The organism is Bradyrhizobium sp. 1200_D9_N1_1 (assembly GCF_052075915.1).
In the GTDB taxonomy this organism is placed as follows: domain Bacteria; phylum Pseudomonadota; class Alphaproteobacteria; order Rhizobiales; family Xanthobacteraceae; genus Bradyrhizobium; species Bradyrhizobium diazoefficiens.
Window position 1 is genome coordinate 8,137,156 of the sequence record NZ_CP197226.1, and the last position, 17,648, is coordinate 8,154,803.

The following is a 17,648-nucleotide window of genomic DNA, read 5'->3' on the forward strand; positions in this document are numbered from 1 at the left end:
CTCTGCCATCAGATCGACGGCATCGTGGCGCTACTCAGTGGCGCCACAACGAGCCTTTTGCTGCTTATCTGCATGTCACGTCTTGCGTCGCGTTGCGATGACGGGTGTCTTCTCAAACAACCCGGCGCTATGCAGGTGACAGTGAGCGCGCCACAGATACAGTGAGATTGCGTCGGCTAACGCCGCACCACCCTTCGCTCTGTCATCACCCAAACTTGAACAGAACACCATATCCGCCGCGCGGGTGGCTCCATTCGATGTCGCCGGTCGGCTCGGCGATCACGCGGCAGGTACCGCATTCAATGCAGCCATCAACTGTAACTTCGACCTGGCCGTTGTCGTTGAGCTCGTAGCATCGCGCCGGGCAGGCCTTCAAAAGTGTGAGGAGCTGCGGCGATGGCGTCTTGTGCGCACGTACCCTGACGTGAGGGTGCCCGGCGTCGACAAGATAACGGTTGTAGTACAGCTTGTCTTCGACGCGCACGGAGGGTTCGACATTCATGCTTTTGCCTTCCACTGTTGGACTTCACACTGTCGCGATCACCGCCAGGCCCTGGCAAAACGGTAAGCATCGCCGACCAGACCTGACCATGACCGCGTCTTGACAAAGGATTTGAGGCTCGCCTTCTCCTTCTCAACCTTGGGCGTACCATCGACGCGCACAAAGTTCTGCATCGCCTTGGAGATAAGCTGCGGATAAGTGAGAAAGAAATTTTCGGAGTGGGTATGCATGAGGGGTGGCAAATCCTTGTACTTCTTGAGATCTTTGATGACGAAAGAATCGTCCAACATCTTTTTGTAGATTGAGAGATTTGTTGCACTCATCGGTTCGCCGCGCGATTTGACCAGACCTATCGCTTCGGCCGCGATACGGCCCGATGTCATCGCGAGATTGGAGCCCTCACGATGAACGGCATTGTTGAGTTGGGCGGCATCGCCCACGACGACCCAGCCCTCCCCATAAAGCTGTGGGATCGATTTGTAACCGCCTTCGGGAATGAGATGCGCCGAATATTCCTTTACTTCGGACCCTGCTATCAGTGGCGCCACAGAGGGATGCCTTTTGAATTCATCGAGCAGGCCATACGGCGTTTGGCCCGTGCGTTGGAAGTCGGCGACGAGACAACCGATGCCAAGCGAAATGCACTCTTTGTTGGCGTAGATGAAACCCATCCCGGTCATGCCGCGGGAAATGGTACCGGCAGCCTCTATCACGACGCCTTCATCCCCCTTAAGATTGAAGCGTGCTTCGATGGTTTCACGGGGCAAGAAGTGCATTTCCTTCACCGCGAGCGCAACGTTATCGGGTGCCGGACGGGCGCGCAGGCCCGCACGCGTGCCGAGCAAGCCATTGACCCCTTCGGCCAGAACGACGACGTCAGCATGTATCTCGCCGTCACGGCGATCTGTACGAACACCGACGACCCTGTTACGATCGTCCTGCGCGAGCTCTGTGACGGTGGTCTCGCAAAGCACGATCGCGCCAGCTTCCCGCACCTTTGAAGAAAACCATTTGTCAAACTGGGCGCGTATAATCGTATAGCGGTTCGGCCTCTGCTCGTTGAAGTCCTCCGAACGGTAGTGCATGCCGACATGCGAGCGATCGTCCATCATCCAGAACCGCTGTTCGATCAGGTGGCGTTCGAGTGGCGCCTCCTCTCGAAACTCGGGGATCAGCTTTTCCATCATGTCGGCATAGAGGATGGCCCCCTGCACATTTTTCGATCCGGGATATTCGCCCCGCTCGAGCTGCAGCACCTTCATGCCCTGTTTGGCCATCGTCAATGCCGCCGCGTTGCCGGCCATACCGGCTCCGACCACGATCGCATCGAATCTCTCTTCAATCATCAATATCTCCTCTAGACCGCGATCCTGGCGCGCGAATCTGGCAGAAGCCGCGCGCGAAATGCAGCCGTCAGGGCTGGCAACAATTGCATAGCATCACTGACGATCGCGAGATGGGCGAAGTCGAAGATCGGAGCGTTTTTGTCCGTGTTAACGGCGACGATCAGATCCGCGCCCTCGACGCCGACCCGGTGCTGGATCGCACCGGAAATGCCCGCGGCAATATAGAGCTTCGGCCGGATGGTTTTGCCTGTCTGACCGATTTGCCGGTCAGACGTAACCCAGCCCTTTTGCACGAGAGGACGCGAGCAGCCATATTCAGCCCCAAGCAGAGCTGCGAGCTCGCGTACCAACCGGAAGTTCTCAGGCGATCCCAGTCCAAGGCCGCCCGCAACCACAACATCGGCATAGGCCAGAGTGGAAGTTTCTGCATCGCGGTCGGGTAGGAAGGACAATACTTTCGTGACTATATCGTCTTCTACAAGGCCGAGCGGATGAACGACGATACGAGCGGCATCGCGCATAACGCGTGCAGGCATCGGCATCACTCGCGGGCGGACCGTGGCCATCTGCGGGCGGTAATTCAAGGTATAGATTGTGCAGAGCAACGAGCCGCCAAAAGTTGGCCGCGTCGCCGCAAGTGAACCGTCGGCGTCCACGTCCAGCGTGGTGCAGTCGGCAGTAAGCCCCGTCGATAGATTCGTCGCCACGGAACCTGCGAGATCGCGACCAAGCGTCGTGGCACCCAACAGTAATATCTCGGGCTTGTAGGTGTTGACGAGTTCGGTGAGCGCTTTCGTATAAGATTCGTTGCGGTAATCCGACAACACATTGTCGCTCACGAGATAGGCCAGATCGGCGCCGTAGCAAAAGGCTTCAAGTGCGGCGTTGCGTGTGTGCTGCCCCTCCGGACCGACAACGACAGCGGCAAGATTCACCTTTAGCCTGTCGGCAAGACCACGCCCCGTACCCATGAGCTCCCAGGAAACGGGATGCACTTGGCCCCGCTCCAGCTCGACGAAGACCCAGACGTGCTTGTACGACTTGAAGTGCTCCGGCAGTTCTTTTTTGGCTGCTCCGCGGCCGGCCCCTGCTGGCATCGCCGTTTTGCTGACCTTGCTCATAGTCTAAATTCCTCTGGAGATAGGCGCGCCCGCGCCACGGGTTGCTTTTTCGCTTTCGTTAACCGAAGTTCACTTTTGGCCGGCAAGTGGCTGGCTGCTCTGCCCGCCTGCGCGCTCGGACCAGTCGCACCACAATACGCGTCGTCGCAATTGGCGCACCCATTCGGCCGGCTTTGGAGGGATCTTGCAAACTGAATCCTTGGGTGCCGGGCTCGACGAGCGCCACCGTGGCCGGCCAGGACGAGGTGATCCTGACCGGCCACTTCCATGCCTTAGTTGACTAGTCCGTTCGCGGCGCCTCGCCGGTACCATCGATGGAGGTCCTGGCAAGGCTTCTGTCACGCGACCGTGCCGAGCCTCCAGCGCTGGCACTCCGTGTGGGAGGAGGGCACCACTTTTCGTAACGCAGTTTCTATCTGCGATGAGATGCAGACACATTTGAGCGGGATCGGGGGCCGATTTGATGCGGACGCTACTGTGCATAGCCGCCGCAAGAGCCGCGCGAAGGGGACACCTATTATTGACTACCATCTCACCGTCACTACGAAACTGCGACCGCGTCAAAGACCGTTGCGAACAGACCTGACGGCATCGTAGGCCTCGATATGATGCCGCAGGGGGGCTCGGCAGGCACTGTAAGCAGCATCATGGGTCCTCCTTCAAACTCACCGTGGGCGCCACCATCTGTCGGCATCGATGATCAGATCAGCAGGACAACAGCAAGTGTCGTACCAGTTGCAAAGACGATTGAAGTCAGTGGGACGTATTGGCTTGCGCCACACATCAAACAGCTGCTGATACCTGGTCACGAATAATCCGGACATGGGTCGGGAATACGACAGCCGTTGGCCGGGCCATGACTAAGAGACTTGCCGCGATAAATAGAAAGCCGCATTAACGGAGCGCCTCGGCGTCCGCCGGACAGACTTCGCTTACAGTGGAACGCTAGGTCACTTCAACTCGCTCAAAGGAACGAAGGCCGCAGCCTTCTTGGAGTCTGAGACGGCATCCTTCAAAACCTTGAACACTCGCTCGTCGATCGGTGACGATGCCACGAAATCTCCATATGCCCGTTCCAGCATCGCCTTGCATCGAGTTCTGATTTCCGGCTCTGCGGCACCAGCAAATTTCTCCTGTGCGAGGTATTGTCCCATGCGCTTCAAAATGTGAAGGCGCGCGACATTCACGATCTTAGGGTCGTACTCGACGCCAAGCAGCGAAAAAAACTCCTCTGCCGATGAGGCCTTGCCGAGTCGATCTAGAATACCGGTTGCTGGGGATGAGCTGATCATCGAATATTCTCCTTCGGTTTAGCTCTGGTGAGCGCCCACATTGAGCGGATCCGAAACAGTAACGACAACGCGCCCGCGGGTTTTGCGGTTGCGCTCAATCTGATGAGAACTCGGTGACGGCGCGGAAAGACTTCTCATGACTGACACCTGAAGTTCGCGGGCCCGGTATATCCTAACACTTGGTTGACCTTTTCCATCGTTAGCTCCTGATGACTACACAGCCCGAAGACGGCATGGATATTGTGGCAAGGGACCACATATTTCATCGACACCCTTGCGTCGACCCTCGCGTCGGCGCCTCTTTCCCGGGTCCGTGCGGCACTCCATCATGGTAAGCGGAAGATCTGCTTCGATAATTGCGCGGACGCGATGTTTTTGTTGACCGCGCCCGCCGTTACCGCCGCAGTCTTTGTGATCCTAACGGCCGACCTAGTGCAAGAAGTCACGCTTCTCTTTATGACCTTGTTCAGCAAATGCATCGTGGCAAATGCGACAGCGCTATGAGGCCGAACGCGTTGCCCTTTGGTGCGACAGGTCCGTTGCGGCGCACCAACACGGGTGAACTGTAGCCTAGCACTCGATCTTGCCGCCTTAACCACACGGCCGTCCGCTCGCATCCAAGTTGGTGATCCGCGCCCTCCTCCGACCTGCGGCCTACAAATGCGGTGAAGCCTTTTCGGATAACGATGCGACTGCGGTCTCTCCTGGCGTTTCAGATGCCCGGCCGCTGGACACAGCCGGCCATGCTGCGGCCTGCAACAGCAAATCGCGCCGACGCTCGGCCATCCGGCTCTCACCGCTTTCTTCACCGAAACAGATGTTGAATTCGTTACATTGATTGCACACGGGTGTCGTGCACATCGCAAGGCCTTCGTCCTCGCAAAGCATGCGGTAGAAGAAGCGCTTCCAACGCATATTGTTGACATTGCTCGCGGCGAGCGGCGCGAAATGCCGGCTCATCACGAGCGAGAGTTCGCCACGATCACGCAAGCCGAGAGCTTCCCAAAGATGGTCCGGCTCCATGGCGCGGCGCGCGATCATCGCAGCCAGCCACCGGCCGATATCCCCTTCCGTCGAGCGATGCTTGAGCAACAGATCGCGAAGCATTGCGATCTCCTCATCCTCTTCCCGCTTGAAGGGCGCGGCCTGCTCCGGGGCCCTGATCCCGGTTGGGAGAAAGTGCTGCTCCAGTAAGACCGCCAATTCAACGCCGGACAGGCCAACTTTCTCAGACAGACAGCCACCATCCATCGTGGCAGCCGCCAGGATAGACGCCAGGGCATGGCGATCGAGATTGCTGTCGATGGCGATATCGGCATTTGCAGGATGTTCACCGGTGAGCAGCCGGTAGGTTGAAATTCCCTTGTGCAACTGGCTATTGGCGTCAGCAGCACAGGCAGTCGTGAACGGAAGGACGTGCGGCTCGGACATAACTCTGCGGTTTTTCACAATGCGTGGTTCGTCACGGCGCACTCTGGTTTTCGCGGCCGATCGTCAGTATGCCGGCCCCCCCGGGAAGGGGGGTGAGGGAGACCGGCATCTGTCGCTCGCCTTCGCAAGGCGGCGACTCGCGGCCTTTACGAGGCTGCGAGTTCGGCGGCGGTTTTGCCGATGATTGATTCATCCACGGCCTTTATAATGCCATGCTCCATCAGCATGTCCTCGAGCTCATCCATTGAGATCGGGGTCGGGATGATGCCCTTGCCGCCATTATTGTGAACCTTGGCCGCTAGTTTCCGATAGTGATCAGCCTGCTTGGAATCGGGTGCATATTCAAGCACCGTCATGCGACGCAGCTCTGCATGCTGCACCACATTGTCACGCGGCACGAAGTAGATCAGTTGAGTGCCAAGCTTCTTGGCCAACGCTTCCGCCAGTTCCAATTCCTTGTCGGTCTGCCGCTCGTTGCAGATCAGGCCGCCCAACCGCACCCCACCTGAGTTCGCGTATTTCAGGATCCCCTTGGAAATATTGTTTGCGGCATACATTGCCATCATTTCACCAGACATCACGATGTAGATCTCCTGCGCCTTGTTTTCGCGGATTGGCATCGCAAAGCCACCGCAAACAACGTCGCCAAGCACATCGTAAGAAACATAGTCAATGTTCTCGTAGGCTCCGTTCTCTTCAAGAAAATTGATCGAGGTGATGACACCGCGGCCGGCGCAGCCGACACCTGGCTCAGGGCCACCGGACTCAACGCAGCGAATGTCCTGGTAGCCAACCTTCATTACGTCCTCGAGCTCTAGATCCTCCACGCTGCCGGCGCTCGCGGCAAGACTCAAAATCGTGTCTTGAGCCTTGGCGTGCAGAATAAGGCGAGTCGAGTCCGCTTTCGGATCGCACCCTACAATCAGGATCTTCTGACCCATCTCTGCCAGCGCCGCTAGCGTGTTCTGCGAAGTGGTGGACTTGCCGATTCCGCCCTTCCCGTAGAAGGCGATTTGTCTTAGTGAAGCCATGCTGCTCTCCATCAACCGATTTGCCAAACGTTGCGCGCTTCTTTTGCGAGCTTTGCTTCCCTCGCAGAAACGGGGGCACACGGGTTCAAGGGAAGGAGCGCATCGCTCGCCTTACACGTCGGCGTGCACTCAGCCCTCACTCAGTGTTGCTGCCGCTTATCAGCAACAGCCGTGCCAAGGTCTAACCCGGCACCTTAAGCTTCTGATTACGTTTCCAAAAGCAACCAGCCGGCGCGCGATCGTAGGCTGTTTTGGATCTGACAAGATCTGCCCGGCTGTCAGACAACGAACAAACAATCGCAAACATGAACGCCAACAGCCAAATAGGCTGACTTAGCCGATGCCGCCATTGTGGAACAGAACTTGCTGCCGCTCGCGCAAGCTCAGCCATGTGAGGAGTAAAGATGCCGGACGGAGTCAAAATGAGACGGGCCAGCGGCTTTGCAAATTCGCTGAGGGCGCACCATGCGCTGATATTGACGTTGACTGTCAAGAACTTCGAATGGCTCCCGGGAAGCAGCAGCCCTGTGCTATTCGCCCAGCATAGCACGCCTACATAGGTACGCCGTGGCTACAATCATCTTTTATCAGAAGCCCGGCTGCGCCACGAACGCGCGTCAGATTCAAGCGCTAAAGTCCGCCGGTCATGACGTGGTCGTCCAGGACATCTTGAAGGAGCCATGGCATGCGGACGAATTGCGCAGCTTCTTTCGCAATATGCCCGTCGGCTCCTGGTTCAACCGAGCCGCGCCTCGTGTCAAGTCGGGCGAAGTCAATCTCGATTCTATCGACGCGGCGAGCGCACTCGCATTGATGGTGAGTGATCCACTCCTGATACGACGACCGTTGATCGACTTAGACGGAATACGATGTGCCGGGCTCGATCGCGAGCCCGCGCTGTCGCTGCTTGGCCACCAGACGCAGGAGCATCTCCAGGGATGCCTGCACCAAGCAACTCGCACGCGCTGCCCGAAGATGGGATCAAGCGAATGAGCCTGTTCCGGACGATCACACCAGAAGAATGACGTTCTCGACTTGCGGCTTGCTTGGCGCGAGTATTTCCTTTAGCAAAACGTGTTTCGCAGCTGTGATCCTGATGCAACTGAGCGGCACGATCGCTCCCATATTTGATTGGTATCAAATCTTTCGCCGTTCCTTATGTGTGACAGAGACCTTGCGCGGCTTCTCGCGCGACTTTTGGAATGGAGAATTCGATGAGAGCAAGAACAGTCCTGGCAACTGTATCGGTCTTCGCGCTAGCGACCTCGTTGGCCAGCAACTCGGTACGTGGTGCTGATCTGGGTCCGGCGCCGGTCTACTATAAAGCTCCCCCTATTGAACCCCGCAACCCGTGGATGATCCGCCTGCGCGTGCTTGGCGTTTTGCCGGATACCGCAGGCAGTTCCGTCAACGTTCCAGGGACGCCGTTGCTGTCATCACCCAACTCTGGGCTTTCGATCAGCGATCAAGCTATACCAGAGCTCGACATCACCTATTTCTTCACAGCTAACTTAGCCGCCGAACTCATTCTCGGCGTGACCAGCCATCACGTCAGCGGCAATGGCGCGCTCACAGGGCTCGATATCGGCAAAGCCTGGCTCTTGCCTCCTACACTGACCCTGCAATATCACTTCACCGATTTTGGGCCGCTTAAGCCCTATGTCGGCGCGGGCATCAACTACACTGTATTCTTCAACCAATCGGCAGCCAATACTTCGCTCGCCGGGCTTTCCGTCACGGATCTAAACATCAAAAACCAATTCGGCGCGGCAGTCCAATTCGGTTTCGATTACATGCTCGATCGCCACTGGGGCCTCAACTTTGACGTTAAAAAGCTGTGGCTGCGGCCGGAGTACTCGGCCACCTTAAACAATGCGATTGCCGTTACGGGCCGCGCCCATATTGATCCATGGCTCGTCAGCGGCGGCGTCGCTTACAAGTTCTGACGTTAGAGCAGAGCCAGAGTGGAGAGGCCGTTTGATAAACTCGGATCCCAGCAGGATCATCGAGCTCGCCTCCTACTCTCGCCGGACTGACACGGAAAGCCGGCTGACGCGCCATCGACGCGTCAGCTCGCAAGAGAGGGAACCGCTGGCGTTGCTCGCGCTGCAAGTTACGAATCGCGCAGCACGTGAGTAACATTACACAAACGTCGACTCAGAATATGATCATACGTCTGTTTCGCCACGCTTAAGACCGAAGCCATTTTCCCATTTGCCTGATAAGAAGGCGATACGCCGCTGACAGCCTAATCTTGGCCGCGAAGTGCCCGGTTAATCTCAGACGATCCGCCCCCCAACGTCGAGCCGACCATGCTAGCTAACCCGGCAAGCGGCCGCCAAGCGACGCCTCTAGCTTCGCTTGAGCACTATCACAAGCCGGTCGACACGTTGGCCGTGCTTGAGGTGGGATATGACGATCTCGTCGACATCCTCAGGCGTGGTCGCGCGATACCAGACTCCGTCGGGATAGACAACCAGCAAAGGACCAGAGTTACAAAAGCCAAGGCAGCCCGCAGTCGCGAAGCCAATATCGTCGAGGCCTTGCGCTTCGATCGCCTTGCCCATTCGATCCCACAGAGCTTGCGCGCCGGAGGCGCCACAACTGCCGTGGGGATGGTTTGGCGGACGCTGCGTGTTGCACGCAAAGACATGGTGCCTATAGAGTTGAGGGAGATGAAATTCTTTTTCTGAGTTCACGCGCCTATCCTCTGATAGTGAATTTCAGCTGTCGGGATGAGATGTGAGCGCATAGCCGCCCGCAATGTCCAACGATGACCGTCCATTGGCGCATGGACACCTGCTGACACCAACTCCCGCTTGCGAAGGCAGTCGGAATGGTCGGGCGCCTTACTCGCTGTCGTCGCTGAGATGAGCGATAGGCACCTTCACGTCCGAAGGTCGCCTGCTGATCAATGACAACCTCTTCTCCCGGCATCGAGACCTCTCATTCATGCAACAATCCCCCCGATCAACTTTCTCGAAGAGCAAGTTGCACACCAAATGCGTCATAGCGCGCCTCACAATTGAGGGAAGTTGCGGCAATGCCGACGTTCTCGCCGCTATCAGCGATTGAATGCCCATGGCCTCGCTCAGAACAATAATGTCGGCCGGAGAGACGGCGTCGCCCTCGATCTGTTCACTCATCAAATCGCGGTTACCGGTTCGCTCAACCCGGCCCCGTCGTTTCCTGCTTTAAGGTATCGACAGCAGTTCGGCTCAACCGGAATACCCCGCGGCCACGAGCGAGCGGCTGATAAGCCGAGCTGGCACGGGTGTTGAGGACATCGAACCACCCGTTCGGAGTGAGCTTCCCTGGACGCTGGCCGATTTGTATCACCCGCCCATTCGGGGCGAAGCGGACGTGGATGATGATTTGTTACAAGCTCATACCGATTCCTTATTTTGGCCGCTTACGATCACGAGCTGACACCCGACAAGCTCGACTGTAATGTGGTCGATTTCGAATATCTTAGCGGGACTCCTTCACGTGATTGCAGATGCGCGTCGTAGCACTGCTCGACCATGCGACACCACTCCAAGACATCATCGGTAGGCTTGCACAGCACTGCGCCGTATTCGGCCGGCTCATTGCTCACGGCCCAACATTCCTTTGGCCAATGCGATCCCGGTCGCCCGCGTTGAGTGTCGAACTCACGCATCACGCCCCGCCCGCGGCGCAGCTGGACAAAGGGACCCATGCCGTCGCTATCGGCAGCAAGCAGCCGTTCGATCTCGATCAATTCCTCGGTCGTGATCGCCATCGTCGTTCTTCTATCCTCGGGGACGGTGGTCCTTCATTGCCAGAACAGGCGCTCAGGATCCGCATTCAATTCGTCGATTGCAGGGATCAAGCGATGATAGAGGCTGTAAAATTCCCAGACTCCCCCCGCATGATTTTTGCGAAACAGCTTCCAGATCCCGGTCACGCCATCATAAAGGATCAGCGCGACATCGACGAGCGCGCCATCCTTGTCGATATTGCGCGAGCAGCAGGGACTCTCGATGCAGTAGCCGCCCCACACGGGCGTCACGTTTGGCGAGACGTAGAGATAGCGCTTCCGCGCGCTCAAGCCGCGTTCGATCCGTTTGCGATCAAGCTCGTTGAGATGACGCGCCAACCCCGGTTTTACTTTCCTCATCAGTGCGGAATTCATGATGAAAGCCTCCCTTCAATGCCTTTTGATGTTCTCTTGAACTCCAGCAGATGAGCAGCTCCTCACCAAAATCAACGATAAAGATAGGCTCATGCGCTTTGTTGTTGAGAGTATCGATGACGGTCTGGCGGCTCGGCCTGGCGGCGAGCGAAGCTCCGTCCGTCTCCGTATCGACCGATGAGCGGTGCTTGATCAGGTCGGCTGTCGGTTTACCCCGCTGGCCCCACCAATATTTTGGAAAACCTCGCTGAGTCATGACTCCTCCGGTAGTGGCAAATCATCGACCTCCTCGCCTGCATCCACTGGCTCAAGTTCCTTGCGTTTCATGCCAACGCGGTAGCCGCTTTCCAAAAACTCCACGCCGTAGATGTAGAATTGCTGCAAGAACGTGCCGATCGAGACGACGTAGCCCACCTCCCCCTTCTTGACCAAGACGTCTCCGATCTCCTTGCCGGGATAGGTGCCATCATTCCGGATGACGCGATTGGCGCGAAGCTTTTGGCCAAAGCTGAAGGCGGGTGGGTCGCTTAGCTCGACGGCGTCGCTATCCCGGAGAATTCTGTTCATATTTCGCTCCTCATGCACCGACGGCGCGGGGGCACGCCGAGGGGACACTCTGCTCCGCATCACGAGGCGCCCTCGAGCGCCGAAATGTCGCCAGGCTGTGCTGCCCGCCAGCAACAGCCCCATCGCAGGAATCCAGAGCGGCCACCGTCCGTAAGAGCAGACGCCGGCGCCTGCGGAGCCGCCAGTTCGCAGCGCGACGTTTGGGACGTGTTCAGCACCAGCGATTGCATTGCCGGTCAGGCTCCACACTTCAGACGGGCGCCTGGTAGCGAGGCAAGGCCCTGTCAACCACGCAGGTGTTGTCGACCGGACAGGCAGCGGCACATTGCGGTTCGTCAAAATGCCCCACGCATTCGCTGCATTTCGCCGCTTCAATGACAAAGTTTCCCCCCTTCTCCGAAATAGCAACGTTCGGGCATAAAGGCTCGCAAGCTGAGCAGCTCGTGCACTGCGAGGCGATGATTTTGAATGGCACATATTCCTCCTTACGCCGCAGAGATCCGATCTCCAGGCCAACGCGGGGGCACGCCGCGCTGCACATGCTGGATCTCCCCGCGCTTTACTTTGCCGACATAGGCCCTGAACCAAGCGATCGTCGACTTCTCAATGTACTCATAGGCGAATTGATCGACCGGCTCGATCCCAGCCTTGATCAGGCCGCTCTTGGGGCAGCCGCCGATCTTAGCCACGAAGACCGCGTGGCAGTCACGGATGTCGCGCATGATCACGGATAGCCTATCTTCCTCGCCATAGCCGGCCTGGCAGTAACCCTCCACACGACGTAGCCCGACGAACTTGGCGCCGGATGTGGAGAGCTCGTACAGTTGGAATTCCTTTGCATGTCCAAAGTGCTCGTTGATCAATCCCGAGCCCTTAGTTGCGACGGCTACTAGAACAGTGATCGCGCTCATCTCTCCGGAGACTCCCGCCAACTCCTTTTGACCGGCCGCGACTTTGGAGACGCGCTCATTCTCTACCCTTTTTTGATAAGCCTTGCGCATCTCTAGGTCATAATGGACGTCCATTTTCATCACCTGATCATTGGTGAACTCCGCGCTGCGATCCTCGCCGAGTAGACCGACCGCATCAGCGCGGCACTGCCGGCAATGCCGCATCATGTTTATCTTCCCTTCGCAAGCATCTTGCAGCGTCTTCAATTCTTGAGCCGTCGGACCGCGCTGACCGTTGAGGCCAAATGCTGTTCCGTGCTCGGGTACGGAGATCAGCGGCATGATATTGTGAAGGAAGGCACCGCGCGACGTGACCGCCTTGTTGACCTCGACCAGGTGGTCATCATTGATATTGGGGATCATCACCGAGTTGATCTTGCACAAAATGCCCCGTTCGCTAAGCATCTCGAGCCCTTGAAGCTGGCGATTGGTGAGTATCCTTGCCGCCTCGATGCCGGTGTATCGCTTGTGGTTGAAGAAGATCCATGGATAAATCTTGGCTCCGATTTCAGGATCGACCATGTTGATGGTGATGGTGACGTGGTCAACTTTGGCCCTCACGATGGTATCGACATAGTCTGGCAGCGCTAGTCCGTTGGTTGACAGACACAGCTTGATGTCAGGAGCAGCCTCGGTGACCAACGCGAGCGTTTTGAACGTCTTTGCTGGATTGGCCAGGGCATCGCCGGGACCAGCGATGCCAAGTACCGTCATCTGCGGAATGGTCGTCGCGACCGCGATCACTTTTCTCACTGCCTGCTCAGGGGTGAGCTTCTCGCTCACCACACCCGGACGCGATTCATTGGCGCAGTCGTATTTTCGGTTGCAGTAGTTGCACTGGATATTGCAGGCAGGTGCGACCGCGACATGCATGCGAGCGTAATGATGGTGCGCATCCTCGCTGTAACAGGGATGGTTTTTCACCCTTTCCCAGATTTCGACCGGCAGATCGCCTCGGCCGGCCTGCGAGCCGCAGCTCGCCCGCCCGGTCTTCGCCGAAGCGCGGCAGCCCTTATGCTCGGTTATGGACTGCATGATCTTCCCGCTATTGACCGCTGCTTTGATATATTTTCCGCGCTCCACGACCGAGATCACTCCCCTGCAAGCATCGACGCCCACAGATCATCCTAGAGCGCGCTTCAGGAAGATTAGCAACTTGCATGCCGTGGCGAGGATGATGCGAATGCAACCACAGTACACCGAGTAGGCGCAGCGATAGCGTTGGCACTTGCAAGACAGCAATGATGAGCTTGTTGGCAAAGCGACAGATGCGTCGCCATTCTCACTCGGGGCTCCATCTCGTGTGCTTTTCACTCTCGCGGGGCTCGCCCCGATCCAGCTCATCTGAACGGGCTTTCGCGCGCTGCCGCTCTCAATTGGCCCGATCCGAACTGGGGAAGCCGGACATCATAAGGCCAATACTAGGGCAACACGCGTCCGAATATGACAGGCAGCAATGAGGGCCAAAGATGATGGTGCAATCGCCTTGTCCCGACTGGCTGAGTAAACCCCGCCTCATCAATGCCGTCGCGGCGGGCCGACGTTTGCTGATCTTGATATGCTGCGCCGCAGCCAGTCGACCCCCAAAGCCCCGAGACAGCGCCGACTTACCGGCGAATAAGCCGACCGATGCATCTGGTGTGCTCAGCACATCGCATTTTCAATTCCCTGATGCCAGGACGAGAGAGACGACAATGATCTCGGTCCCCAGGGCGGGCGCCAAGGTCGGCGAGAGTAACCTTTGCATCCGCCGCATCGACAGCGCTCATCTCCGTGAGCGCTTCATGGATCGTCGCCGCTCTCATCCCGCTTCTTCGCGTCGATTGTGATCGGTAACCGTGTGTCGCTCGCCATCTCGGGCAAATCGAGCACCCAACCGTTAGCGACTTTGATCCAGCCGCCCCATAGGGTCTCGTACTCGGAGGCCACGATTGACTCTTCGATATCCTTTTTTGGCACGTAGATTGACAAGCCCGTGTCCGGAGAGCGGCGGATCATGATTTTCACGAGGTCTGCTCCCTGACCGTGGCGCGGGAGCTGGCGCGCATGCGAGTCACGATATCTGACACAGCGCACACGGCCTCATCGACTTCGGCGAGGGAGGTTTCGCGCGAAAGAGAAAAGCGCACGGCGCCGTGCATCCGCCACGCAGGCACCTGCATGGCACGCAGAACATGCGATGGCTGCATTGAGCCCGACCTGCAGGCTGACCCGAGCGATACGGCGATGCCCGCCCGGTTAAGACGGTGGGCAATCGCTTCACCTTCGAGATGGTCGAAGGCAATATTAGTCGTATTCGCCAAACGATTGCGAATGTCGCCAAGCACAACGCACTCGCCATTGCGCAAAATTCCCTGCTCAAGGCGGTCACGTAACGCGCCAATGCGGATGCGCTCGGGTTCAAGCCGCTCCGCCGCAAGTTCGGCAGCTTTTCCTAGTCCGACGATTCCGGGAATATTCTCGGTCCCAGCGCGCCGCCCTCGTTCCTGTGATCCGCCGCAGATCAGCGGCTGGAATTTTGTCCCTTTACGCAAATATAACGCACCTACCCCCTTCGGGCCGTGCAGTTTGTGCGCGGATAGTGAAAGCATGTCGATCGTGCTGTCCTTTAGGTTTAAGCGTACTTTACCAATGGCCTGCACCGCATCTGTGTGAAATAGCGCTCCCGCCTCACGGGTCCACCCGGCCAGACACTTCACGGGAAATATCGTTCCGGTCTCGTTATTGGCCCACATAACCGAGGCAATCGCTGTGCGTGGCCCAAGCGCGCAGCGAAACGCCTCGATGTCGAGCCGGCCGCAAGCATCTACGGCAATAATGCGCGTCTTGACTCCCCTTGCCGCCAATTGCTCCGTTAGCGCAAGTACGGCGGAGTGCTCAACCGAAGTGGTGACAACCTCGTCTCGACCTTCCTGGGTTGCAAGTGCCGAGAGGATTGCGGCATTATTGGCTTCGGTCCCTCCCGAGGTGAAGACGATTTCGTGATCGTATGCACTACCTAGCAGGCCGCTCAAGCTTCTCCGTGCCTGCCTCACCGCAATTGCGGCCTCGTTGCCAAAGGCATGCGCGGACGAGGCATTGCCGAATTGCTCAGTGAAGAAAGGCAACATGGTTTGCACGACGGATGGATCAGTTCGCGTCGTTGCATTGTTATCGAGGTAAATCGGCGCTCGATTCTCGCTCACTGCACCACCCCGCCTGCAGCAACAACGAGGACCAGGCGATCCAAACCTCCGATCTTACCTACCAGGTGCCCCTGAATCCCTTCTAGACTCACGCTCGGAAGCTTGTACGGCTTGCCAGCATTGTCGAGCCGCGCCAAGAGCATGCTGCTATCGTGCCGATCAGCTAACAGGCGCCAGCTTCGGCTTGGCGATTGGGTCCGATCTCTTCGTTCGCGCAGCGAACGGGACCCTCTCGCATCGTGGGGATCGACGAGTTCTTCAGTCGGTCTGGTTCGGCCGGTGTGGTTCATTGCCCTTTCCTTATCGCCTGATCAATGTTTCCATCAGCCGAATGATTTTCCACAGGAGCAGTTGGTGGCCGCGTTCGGGTTATGAAAGGTAAAGCCAGAGCTCTCCGGTGCCAGCACGAAATCGATGGTTGTGCCGGCCAGATGCTCTCGGCTCTTGCTATCGACAAACACCTTGAGCCCATCGCAGTCGATCACGGTGTCGTCAGGCTTTGGCTCATCGGCGATGCCCATCTTGTATTTGAATCCATTGCAGCCGCCTGCTTCGATCATGACGCGCAGACCACCCGCCCGCCGCTCCGAAGATGAAATCGCGCTCTTGATTGCATTGACTGCGCTATCGGTCAGGTTGATCACGTCTTTGCCTCGTCAGCTTAGGCCCAGCTAAGAGCAAGTCACGTGCCAGCGCGCAGACGCCTGATGATGCTCATTTCCGCGCCCCTTGGCTGGCAACGGATGTCGGGTTCCTGACAAGGCACGTAAGGCGGTGCCAGCCACCGGCGCGTTTTCTTTCCGAGCTTCACTGAACGCCGCCACGCAGGCGACGGCAGGCAATTTGCATCGCATCTGGCTCCGACAACGCGTCGGTGAAGAGCATAGATCAAGGACAGATTTAATGACCGCTATCGAGAACACTGCACTCGGCAGACTTGAGAAGGAGAGCCGCCTTCTCAACGCCGTATTCAAAGGCGCGACCACCAAGCCGGGCCGGTTCGGCTTTCGCGGCGACGTCGCACTAAAGTTCCAGACTCAGGTCGCGGACGAGAAACGACCGCCAGACTATTCCATTGAGCAGGTTCTGACGATCGCCCAAAACGGAGAACGCACTATCCCCGTGCTGGCCGGCTACCTACATTCCTTCGCGTATCTTGTTGACGTCGCGACCGTCCTCGACGGTGCCTTGAGCCCAATCGGCAGCTATTTCATTTTCTGCAACAACATCGATTTGCTGGCGAAGTATCGAGTTAAGCTCGGCGATATTAACTTCCACGTCTTACCCTGCGATGAATCCACGGTTTGGAAGGAGATGATGGACTTGGTCGGGCTGAACAAGGACGACATCAAGAAGCTCGATCCGGCCGGCAAGCTTGATTACCTCCTCGATGCCACAAGGGATCTCGATCTATCCTATGAGGAAATCTCGTATGACGACGGACTAAAGAGGATGGAGGCTGTGAAAAACCGCAACGAGAACCGCCCGGTCTGAGGGCGGTCTTCAGTTGTTGGCTCATGCATCGTCCTCCGCGAGATGCACACCGACGGCGCAGATGTCGCCATCCACAACTACCAACGCGATCGGCGTAAGCGCTCTACCTTGACATGGACCTTCGACGCACCGCCCGGTGCCGAGTTCGAAGGTCGAACCGTGCTTGCCGCACATCAGCCGGATACCGTTTGGATCGAGGAATTCGTTCTGCTCCCAGTCCAAATTGACGCTGTGGTGCGGGCATTTATTGACATAGCCAAGCACCTTCTTGCCCCATCGCACCACAATGATGGGCCACGGCCGGTGATTGCCGTCATCTTCGAGGACCATAAGATGAAATCCGATGGCCTGGCGGCTCGGAATGTCGTTAAAGCTGCAAATCGCATAGACGAGAGTTGGCTGCATAGGTTGCTCTTGCAAGACTTAATTGTCGCTGTGCAATTGCCCCTGCAATAACCGTACGAGCGCCGAAACGAATCGTGTCTGGTCATCCGACGCGCAAACTTGGCTATTTCAGCAGATCTCGTTGCACAGCGGCGTATATTTCAGACAAAGGAACATTGAGCCTTCTCG

At 57.5% G+C, this 17,648-nt stretch carries 21 protein-coding genes; 3 read left to right on the plus strand and 18 right to left on the minus strand.

What is annotated here, in order from left to right; genetic code table 11:
* Positions 1-205: 205 nt before the first annotated feature.
* From AB5K84_RS38440 to nifH, 6 genes are all read right to left on the minus strand, one after another.
* Positions 206-502 carry a ferredoxin family protein gene (locus AB5K84_RS38440; protein ID WP_011084584.1) on the minus strand — a complete coding sequence of 99 codons (297 nt, stop codon included), beginning with the start codon at positions 500-502 and terminating at the stop codon, positions 206-208.
* A gap of 38 nt (positions 503-540) precedes the next feature.
* Positions 541-1,848, minus strand: a complete 1,308-nt coding sequence (locus tag AB5K84_RS38445) for an FAD-dependent monooxygenase (protein WP_011084583.1) — start codon at positions 1,846-1,848, stop codon at positions 541-543.
* A gap of 11 nt (positions 1,849-1,859) precedes the next feature.
* Positions 1,860-2,969: an electron transfer flavoprotein subunit alpha/FixB family protein gene (locus AB5K84_RS38450; protein WP_011084582.1), complete on the minus strand. Its 1,110-nt coding sequence runs from the start codon at positions 2,967-2,969 to the stop codon at positions 1,860-1,862.
* Positions 2,970-3,919: 950 nt separating this feature from the next.
* Positions 3,920-4,261, minus strand: coding sequence for a nitrogenase stabilizing/protective protein NifW (gene nifW / locus AB5K84_RS38455; protein ID WP_011084580.1), 342 nt, complete (start codon positions 4,259-4,261; stop codon positions 3,920-3,922).
* Positions 4,262-4,915: 654 nt separating this feature from the next.
* Positions 4,916-5,734, minus strand: coding sequence for a nitrogen fixation protein NifQ (locus AB5K84_RS38460; protein ID WP_011084579.1), 819 nt, complete (start codon positions 5,732-5,734; stop codon positions 4,916-4,918).
* A 104-nt stretch (positions 5,735-5,838) separates the two neighbouring features.
* Positions 5,839-6,723, minus strand: coding sequence for a nitrogenase iron protein (nifH, locus tag AB5K84_RS38465; RefSeq protein WP_011084578.1), 885 nt, complete (start codon positions 6,721-6,723; stop codon positions 5,839-5,841).
* Positions 6,724-7,290: 567 nt separating this feature from the next.
* On the opposite strand from nifH, the gene AB5K84_RS38470 reads away from it, so the two are divergent.
* Positions 7,291-7,716, plus strand: a complete 426-nt coding sequence (locus tag AB5K84_RS38470) for an ArsC/Spx/MgsR family protein (protein WP_011084576.1) — start codon at positions 7,291-7,293, stop codon at positions 7,714-7,716.
* A gap of 209 nt (positions 7,717-7,925) precedes the next feature.
* Complete coding sequence (locus AB5K84_RS38475) at positions 7,926-8,669, plus strand: OmpW/AlkL family protein (protein ID WP_018647470.1); 744 nt, start codon at positions 7,926-7,928, stop codon at positions 8,667-8,669.
* 405 nt (positions 8,670-9,074) lie between these two features.
* On the opposite strand, the gene AB5K84_RS38480 is transcribed toward AB5K84_RS38475, so the two are convergent.
* The 11 genes from AB5K84_RS38480 to AB5K84_RS38530 all read right to left on the minus strand — a co-directional run bounded on the left by AB5K84_RS38480 (position 9,075) and on the right by AB5K84_RS38530 (position 16,225).
* Positions 9,075-9,422, minus strand: a complete 348-nt coding sequence (locus AB5K84_RS38480) for a (2Fe-2S) ferredoxin domain-containing protein (protein WP_011084574.1) — start codon at positions 9,420-9,422, stop codon at positions 9,075-9,077.
* A 719-nt stretch (positions 9,423-10,141) separates the two neighbouring features.
* On the minus strand, positions 10,142-10,486 hold the full coding sequence (locus AB5K84_RS38485; RefSeq protein WP_011084572.1) for a hypothetical protein: 345 nt from the start codon (positions 10,484-10,486) through the stop codon (positions 10,142-10,144).
* 33 nt (positions 10,487-10,519) lie between these two features.
* A complete protein-coding gene (locus tag AB5K84_RS38490; RefSeq protein ID WP_014497964.1) occupies positions 10,520-10,879 on the minus strand; it encodes a DUF3024 domain-containing protein in 360 nt (119 codons plus the stop codon).
* Positions 10,818-11,135 carry a hypothetical protein gene (locus tag AB5K84_RS38495; protein WP_014497965.1) on the minus strand — a complete coding sequence of 106 codons (318 nt, stop codon included), beginning with the start codon at positions 11,133-11,135 and terminating at the stop codon, positions 10,818-10,820. Before AB5K84_RS38495 ends, AB5K84_RS38490 begins: the two co-directional genes overlap by 62 nt.
* Positions 11,132-11,446, minus strand: a complete 315-nt coding sequence (locus tag AB5K84_RS38500; RefSeq protein ID WP_028153326.1) for a nitrogen fixation protein NifZ — start codon at positions 11,444-11,446, stop codon at positions 11,132-11,134. The genes AB5K84_RS38495 and AB5K84_RS38500 overlap by 4 nt, the downstream gene beginning before the upstream one ends.
* Before the next feature lie 250 nt (positions 11,447-11,696).
* Positions 11,697-11,921: a 4Fe-4S binding protein gene (locus AB5K84_RS38505; RefSeq protein WP_011084569.1), complete on the minus strand. Its 225-nt coding sequence runs from the start codon at positions 11,919-11,921 to the stop codon at positions 11,697-11,699.
* Positions 11,922-11,931: 10 nt separating this feature from the next.
* Positions 11,932-13,431 carry a nitrogenase cofactor biosynthesis protein NifB gene (nifB, locus tag AB5K84_RS38510; protein ID WP_011084568.1) on the minus strand — a complete coding sequence of 500 codons (1,500 nt, stop codon included), beginning with the start codon at positions 13,429-13,431 and terminating at the stop codon, positions 11,932-11,934.
* A 747-nt stretch (positions 13,432-14,178) separates the two neighbouring features.
* The gene (nifT, locus tag AB5K84_RS38515; RefSeq protein WP_011084566.1) at positions 14,179-14,403 is read right to left on the minus strand and encodes a putative nitrogen fixation protein NifT; all 225 of its coding nucleotides are present in this window, start codon (positions 14,401-14,403) and stop codon (positions 14,179-14,181) included.
* The gene (nifS, locus tag AB5K84_RS38520; RefSeq protein WP_011084565.1) at positions 14,400-15,581 is read right to left on the minus strand and encodes a cysteine desulfurase NifS; all 1,182 of its coding nucleotides are present in this window, start codon (positions 15,579-15,581) and stop codon (positions 14,400-14,402) included. The genes nifT and nifS overlap by 4 nt, the downstream gene beginning before the upstream one ends.
* Complete coding sequence (locus tag AB5K84_RS38525; RefSeq protein ID WP_131234256.1) at positions 15,578-15,871, minus strand: hypothetical protein; 294 nt, start codon at positions 15,869-15,871, stop codon at positions 15,578-15,580. Before AB5K84_RS38525 ends, nifS begins: the two co-directional genes overlap by 4 nt.
* 33 nt (positions 15,872-15,904) lie before the next feature.
* Entirely contained in the window at positions 15,905-16,225 is a 321-nt protein-coding gene (locus tag AB5K84_RS38530; protein ID WP_011084564.1) for an iron-sulfur cluster assembly accessory protein, read from the minus strand.
* A 259-nt stretch (positions 16,226-16,484) separates the two neighbouring features.
* Here AB5K84_RS38530 and AB5K84_RS38535 point away from each other — a divergent pair, with 259 nt between their 5' ends.
* Complete coding sequence (locus AB5K84_RS38535) at positions 16,485-17,075, plus strand: hypothetical protein (protein ID WP_014497969.1); 591 nt, start codon at positions 16,485-16,487, stop codon at positions 17,073-17,075.
* Between the two features lie 21 nt (positions 17,076-17,096).
* Here the strand turns inward: AB5K84_RS38535 and AB5K84_RS38540 are convergent, their stop codons facing one another.
* Positions 17,097-17,480, minus strand: coding sequence for a Rieske (2Fe-2S) protein (locus tag AB5K84_RS38540; RefSeq protein WP_011084562.1), 384 nt, complete (start codon positions 17,478-17,480; stop codon positions 17,097-17,099).
* Between the last annotated feature and the right edge of the window lie 168 nt (positions 17,481-17,648).